Source organism: Streptomyces lancefieldiae, assembly GCF_031845825.1.
GTDB lineage: Bacteria > Actinomycetota > Actinomycetes > Streptomycetales > Streptomycetaceae > Streptomyces > Streptomyces lancefieldiae.
This window is the reverse complement of record NZ_JAVRFH010000123.1, coordinates 1-6,928: the sequence shown is the minus strand read 5'-3', so window position 1 is coordinate 6,928 and position 6,928 is coordinate 1. Positions and strand designations below refer to the sequence as shown.

4 protein-coding genes are annotated in these 6,928 nt (G+C 67.3%); all 4 read left to right on the top strand.

The annotated features are described in order from the left end of the window. Positions 1 to 464: 464 nt before the first annotated feature. On the top strand, positions 465 to 2,762 hold the full coding sequence (locus tag RM812_RS40255) for a DUF6531 domain-containing protein (RefSeq protein ID WP_311585676.1): 2,298 nt from the start codon (positions 465 to 467) through the stop codon (positions 2,760 to 2,762). Next, positions 2,759 to 5,449 carry an RHS repeat-associated core domain-containing protein gene (locus tag RM812_RS40250; RefSeq protein ID WP_311585674.1) on the top strand — a complete coding sequence of 897 codons (2,691 nt, stop codon included), beginning with the start codon at positions 2,759 to 2,761 and terminating at the stop codon, positions 5,447 to 5,449. The genes RM812_RS40255 and RM812_RS40250 overlap by 4 nt, the downstream gene beginning before the upstream one ends. Then, positions 5,446 to 5,847, top strand: a complete 402-nt coding sequence (locus tag RM812_RS40245; protein WP_311585672.1) for a hypothetical protein — start codon at positions 5,446 to 5,448, stop codon at positions 5,845 to 5,847. Before RM812_RS40250 ends, RM812_RS40245 begins: the two co-directional genes overlap by 4 nt. 487 nt (positions 5,848 to 6,334) lie before the next feature. Beyond that, the coding region (locus RM812_RS40240; protein WP_311585670.1) for a Mu transposase C-terminal domain-containing protein at positions 6,335 to 6,928 on the top strand (594 nt) is incomplete at its 3' end.

Sequence of the window (6,928 nt, the reverse complement as noted above, 5' to 3'; positions counted from 1 at the left end):
CTTCGCAGGCAGGCGCGTGGGCTGCTGTCTGTCTTCGTCGATGAGATTGAGCCGATCTTCCCGGACTGCCCAGCGGGCGCAGTGGCGCCCGCAGTCCGGTGGCCGGGTTTCTGTTGGTGTTGTGGTCTTCATGGTCATTGGCCGTATCAGCAGCGTGGTTGCGTCGGGCGCTGCTTCGGTTGGCTTCCTCCGTTTATGGACATGCGCCACACCGATCGTTGGCGTGCACATGCACGCGAGTGATACCTGTCTCCCCTTTGTAGATCTTGTGTCTTCCATGTGAAGGCAGGGAAGGGGAAGCGGTGCGTACCGCGCGATTGTCGATAGTTCTCTCGGCGCTCTTGGCGTTGCTGGGTGGGAGCGTTACGGCGGTGGGGGGCGTGGCTGCGGCAGCAAGCCGGGCCGACGTGGCGAAAGAGCCTCTAGCGGTCAGAGCGGCGAAGCCGCTGAAACCGGAGCGTCCGATGACGCTGAAGGAACGGCGCGCCCAAGTCGCCGACTTGCGCAGGCCCAAGGAGCCGGGGGCGAGCATCAGCCTTCCCGGAAACCGGACCCTCACAAGCGACGCCGCAGCGCCCGACGCCAAGGGCATCAAGCAGGACCGGGCGCCTGCCGCAGCGGCGGCTCTGGGAGCTCCGACGAACCTGCGGGTCGCCCCGCACAAGTGGTTCGGCTTCGACGTGGAGTGGGGCAACACCAAGTTCGACACCCCCGTCGGGACCGAGTCGATCTACCGCGCCCTCTACCGGACGTCGGACAACAAGCTGATCAAAGCGTGGTGTGATTCGGACCCGGGCGGCTCGCGCGACGACTCCGGGAAGACGCTCAACTGGGAAGTTGACGACCCGACGATCCTGACCCAGGGCGTCGAGTACTACTACAAGATCGCTGTCTCGGCCGACCGGGGAACGTACTCCGACCCCAACGGCAAGGGCTGCGCCACCGACTGGAGCGCTGAGGCCAAGGGCCCGAACATCGCGGCCCAGGGCCGGCCGGTGACGGTGCCTGTCGCGGAGTTGTACGGGTGCGGCTGCCTGGACACCACGGGACGCCTGCCCTTCCAGGGCTACATCGGCGACCCGGTCAACACGGCCACCGGAGCCCAGGCGGAAGCCGCGGTGGACGCCCAGCTGTCCGCTCCGGGTGTGCCGTTCGCGCTGCGGCGGACGTACTCGTCCAACAACACTGCCTCGGGGGCCCTGGGCAAGGGCTGGTCCCTCGCCTATGACGTGCGCCTTCAGATATCGGACACCAAGGTCGTCTACCTGGCCGACAGCGGTGCGCGCATCACCTTCACCAAGGACGCCACCTCTGGCGCCTACACGGCCTCCTCCCTCGGCGTCACCGCGACCCTCACCGGCTCCGCAACCAACGGGTTCACACTCACCAGCGGCACCCGCGAGAAGCTCACCTTCAACGGCACGGGCCGGCTCACCGGGTGGCGGGACGCCAGCGGTGTCGGCCTGACCTTCGCCTACTCAGGCACCGACCTCACATCGGTGACGGACGCAGCCGGCCGGATGGCCAAGCTGACGGTCGATCCGGCCACCCATCTCCTGGAAGCAGTCGACCTTCCCGGCGGTCAGAGCGTCGACTACGGCTACACCGGCGGGCTGCTCACGTCAGTGAAGGGAACGGACGGCGGGACCACCCTGTACGCCTACGACGCCGACGACCGGCTCGCCCGCGTCACGGACCCGGCTGGCCGCACGACGATGGAGGCTCAGTACGACGGCAGCGGCCGCGTCACCGAGCACACCGACGCTGCGGGGAAGAAGGCCACCTTCTCCCGCGAGACGCTGGAGACCGACTACCAGGATCCGGCCGGCGGCATCTGGACCGACCTCTACCACGGCAGTGTGCTGCGCAACCGCATCGACCCGCTCGGCAACATCACCTCATACCAGTACGACGCGAAGCTGCGCCTGACGGCTGTCACCGACCCGGCGGGACGGCGCACGACCCTGACCTACGACTCCGCTGGCAACCTGCTGAGCCGCACCAGCGCAGGCGTCACTGAGTCATGGACGTACGACTCCGCCCGCAACGTCTCGACCCACACGGACGGGCGAGGCAACAAGACAACGTACAACTACGACACGTCCCGGCGGCTGGCCTCCATCGTCGGACCAGCGGGCAAGACCTCCTTCACGTACAACACGCTGGGGCAGGTGGTCACCTCCACCTCTCCCGGGGGCAAGGTCACCTCGCTCGGCTACGACGACAACGGCAACCTGACCTCGCGCACCTCGCCGTCCGGCGCGAAGACCACCTACACCTACGACGCGGCAGGACGCCTGCTCACCACCACCGACCCGCGGGGCAACGCCTCCGGCGCAGACCCGGCCAAGTACACCACCACCAACGTCTACGACGCCGCAGGGCGGCTGGCGAAGACGACGGACCCGGCCGGGAACACCACCACCTACGCCTACGACGCCAACGGCAACCAGACCAAGGTGACCGACGCGGCCGACGGGGTCACCACCTACGGCTACGACAAGTTCAACCGCCTCACCTCGGTGACCGCTCCCGACGGATCCGTCGAGACCACGGGCTACGACGCGAACGGCAACGTCACCGTTGAGACCGACGCCGCCGGCGGGAAGACGACCTACGGCTATGACAAGGCAGGCCGGCTCGCTTCAGTCACCTCACCCAACGGCAACGCCTCGGGCGCGGACCAGGCCAAGTACACCACCACGTACCCTACGACCGGGCCGGCAACCTCACCAAGACCGTCGACCCGACGGGCGCGGTGACCACCACCGCCTACGACGGCCTCAACCGGCCCACCAAGGTCACCGACCCCCTGGGCCGCGCCACGACCACGGCCTATGACGGCAACGGCAACGTCACCCAGATCACCGACCCGCTGGGCAAGGCCACCAAGTACACGTACACGGCCGCCGACCTCCTTGCGACCGTCACCGATCCCCTGGGCAGGACCACCGACTACGGCTACGACGCCGACGGCAACCGCACCTCCGTCACCACGCCCCTCGGGCACAAGACCACCTACGCCTACGACGAGGACGACCGCCAGGTACGGATGGTCACCGCCCGCGGCAACACCTCCGGTGCCACCCCCGCGAAGTACACCTGGACCACCGGCTACGACGCCGCCGGCCAACCGGTCAGCCTGACCGACCCGCTGGGCAACGTCGCCAAGCGAAGCTACGACGCCCTCGGAAACGTCACGTCCGTCACCGACCCGGCACAGCGCACCACCGCCTACGGCTACGACGCCCTCGGCCGCCTGACCTCGGTCACCGCACCCGACAGCGGCAAAACGACCTACGGCTACGACAAGGCCGGCAACCGCACCCGGCGCACCGACCCGACGGGGCAGGCCACCACCTACGGATACGATCCAGCACAGCGGCTGACCTCCGTCACCGACCCGCTCGACCGCACGACGTCCTACGCCTACGACGCGGACGGCAACCTCACCACCAAGACCACGCCCCGCGGCACCACCACCCAGAACTGGGATGCCCGCGGCCTGCTGACCAAGGTGGACTACTCCGACACCACACGGGACGTCACCTACCAGTACGACGCCGCCGGACAGATGACCCTGCGCGACAACGGCGTCCGCACCGAAGACTTCGTCTACGACGACGCCGGCCGCCTCACCAACACCCGCGGCTTCGCCTACACCTACGACGCCGCAGGCCAGATGCTCACCCGCAAGTACGGCGACGGCACCACCATCGCCTACACCTACGACGCCGACGGCCGCACCACCACCATGGCCGCCGACTCCACCACCACCAAATACACCTACGACGCCGAAGCGAACCTCACCCGCACCACGCTCCCCAACACCCTGATCGAAGACCGGACCTACGACGCCGCCGCACGCCTGACAGCCGTCAACGCCACGAAAGCAGGAGCGGTGGTCACCAAGACCGCCCTCACACTCTCCCCGGCAGGACAGCCCACCCGCATCGACACCACCCGAGCCGGGGTGCCCGCAGGCGGCTACAACCTGACCTACGACAAGGCCGGACGCATCACCTCCGGCTGCGCCCCACAGCCGCAGGTCAGCGGCTGCGCCGCTTCCCGCACCACCAGCTACACCTACGACAAGGCAGGCAACCGCCTCACCTCAACGCTGGGAACGACGGCCACCAGCTACACCTACGACGCCGCCCACCAGCTCACCTCGTCCACCACGGGCTCCACCACCACCAACTACGAATACGACGGTGAGGGCAACCAGACAATGGCGGGCGCCGACACCTACACCTACGACCTGGCCGGCCAGATCTCCGGAGCCACCCTCGACGGCATCCGCCACGTCTACAAGCATGACTCCGAAGGCAACCTCGTACTGACCCAGTGGATGGGCCGCAACAAGGGAACTGAATGGGACATCAACGCCCCGCTGCCTCTTCTGGCCACCGAGTACAACACCTTCGCGGTAGCGCAGTCCTACCGGTACGACCCGCTCGGCCAGGTCGCCGCCACTGAGACCGGCAGCAAGACCGGCGACGGAGACCTGTTCTTCTACACCCACGACGCCCTGGGCTCGCCCCTGGACGTCACCGGCAGCACCGGTACGGTTCACCAGCGCGTGGCCTATGACCCCTTCGGTAACCGAGAACTGGACAATCAGGCCACCGGAGCCCCGGAAACCACACCCTCGTACACCGGCGTCTACCAAGACCCCACCACCGGCTACCTCGATCTCCGCGCCCGCCAGTACGACACCGTCACCGGCCGCTTCACCCGCCCCGACCCGTACACACCCGACCCGGAAGTACCCTTCGCGCAGCCGTACGCCTACGTGGAGAACATGCCAACCAGCCGCGTGGACCCCAGCGGCATGTGCAGCGTCACCACGCAACTCAAGGACCTGTTCACAGGCAACTGGGGATTTAACAACAACTGCGACAAGGAAGACCGCGAGACTGCCACCCTGTCTCCCGCAGCTCAGTCGGCCAAGGCGCTCTCCGACAAGGTCACGAACAAAGCCATCGAGGTCACCGGGCAGACGAGCCTCGGCCTCATCGACGGCCTCACTCTGGGCACCTTCAGCCACCTCAGCGGAGCCGAGGTCATCTGCCCGCCGGCATACAACATCGGTATGTACGGCGCCATGGTGCCCTTCCCTATCCAAGGGGGCGGCAAGCGCCTGGCCGCCGAGGGCGCGGAGGTTCTTGGACGCGGCTTGTGGACGCTCACTGCGCAAGGCGCTTCGAAGATCATGAAGGGCGGTCCGTTTAAGACCACGTTCTACAAGAGTGCGTCGGACGGGACGTGGTGGACCGCCGACGTATTTGGACATGGTCAGTCGGCCTTCAAGGTGTATCGAGAGACCAAGAAGGGACTCGAATGGATCGCTGATGCGGACCGCTATGGTACCTACATAGTCGGGAAGTGGAAGGGAGAGACTGGCCGCTTCATTCCTTGGAGTCAGTTGAGGGGCGTGGGAAAGTGATCGAGTCGGTCGAAGAATTCATCAGGCTGCGCTTCAGTAATGATCCGGAGGAATACGGAAGAGCGAGTTCGGATTCAGCAGACCCTGCTGTCTGGCGCGACATCATCACCCGGTACCCGGAGTCACGTTTCTGGGTAGCGCATAACAAAACAGTCCCTTTGGAGATTCTCCGGGTGTTGGCGAACGACCCGGATCCAAAGGTGCGCTCCATGGTGGCGAGCAAGCGAAAGCTGACCCCCGACCTCCTAACCGCGTTGGCAGCAGACTCTGACGAATCGGTCAGACTCGCCGTTGCCCGCCACAAGAGAGCACCCAGGGGCGTTCTAGAACAGCTTTGTGCGGATACGTGGGAGGAAGTTCGAGATGTGGCGCGTGATCGGCTCGACCGCAGTGGCTGAACCCAGAAGGTAGAGCGGTCGGCTTCCCAACCATCGCCGGGCCATGTGGACCCGGGAGGCCGCCCGCTTCGAGGGCGCCCCCGCCGAACGAGTGGAGCAGCTCCGGGACGCCAGCCACGAGACCCGGGCGGCCATCACGCGCCCGCTCGTGACCCTGCAAGTCCATCATCCCGCGCCCGGACGTGGTGGCCACCGCCGCTGCCTTCCTGTCCCCGGTCCACTGACCGGTCCCCGGCGGCCCTGACAGGCCGACCATGCGGGCGGCACCCCAACTGGGGTGTCGCCCGCCGCCGTGTGTAACAGGTTCTCCGTTTCCGGCTGTCGCGGAGAAGGAGGTGTCGGTGTCCGCCGGCGGCTTGCGCGCTGGGGCTGGCCTGCACCGACGGGCCACACCCGGAACGGAGGGAGGTAACCCTCGGTCCTCCCCTCGGTGCAACGGTGGAGCCGCCCCACCCGGCGCGCCAAGAAGCCTGACCCTGACGATCCTGTGCCCCTGACCTCCGCCGAGTTCACCGCCGAGGTCCTCGACTGGACGCAGTGGTGGAACACCGAGCACCGCCTCGCCGACCTGGCCGGCCGGACTCCGATCGAGGCATGGCACGCTGACCCCACGCCGCTCTCGGATATCCCCGAGGCCGCCTTGTGGGGGCTGACGCTGGAGGACGACGGCCGAGTGCGGAAGCTGAGCAGCCACGGGGTGCGCTGGCGCGGCCGGGACTACGTCGGCGCCTGGATGTCCGGCCAGGCAGGCCGCAGTGTCCGTATCCGGCACATGCCCCACCACGACCACGAGATCGAGATCTGCGACCTGGCCGGCCGCCACCTCGGTACCGCCCACCTCGCCGACGCCGCGACCCCCGAACAACTCGACGAACTGCGCCGTACCCGCACCGCGCGGGCCCGCCGACTGCCCGAGGAGACGAAGAAGGCCGAGGCCCTGCGCCGGCAGCGCTTCGCCCCGGCCACCACACCCACGCCCGCGCAGCGAAATGGGCGCCGTCACGGCAGCCGAAGCCGATCAGGAACTCACCGCGGCATCCGACAGCGGCATGGCCGCCTTGGCCCTGCCAGACCTCATCCC

Excerpts from the sequence above, each read along its gene's own strand:
- RM812_RS40255 (WP_311585676.1), top strand. The coding sequence starts at position 465 with ATGACGCTGAAGGAACGGCGCGCCCAAGTCGCCGACTTGCGCAGGCCC.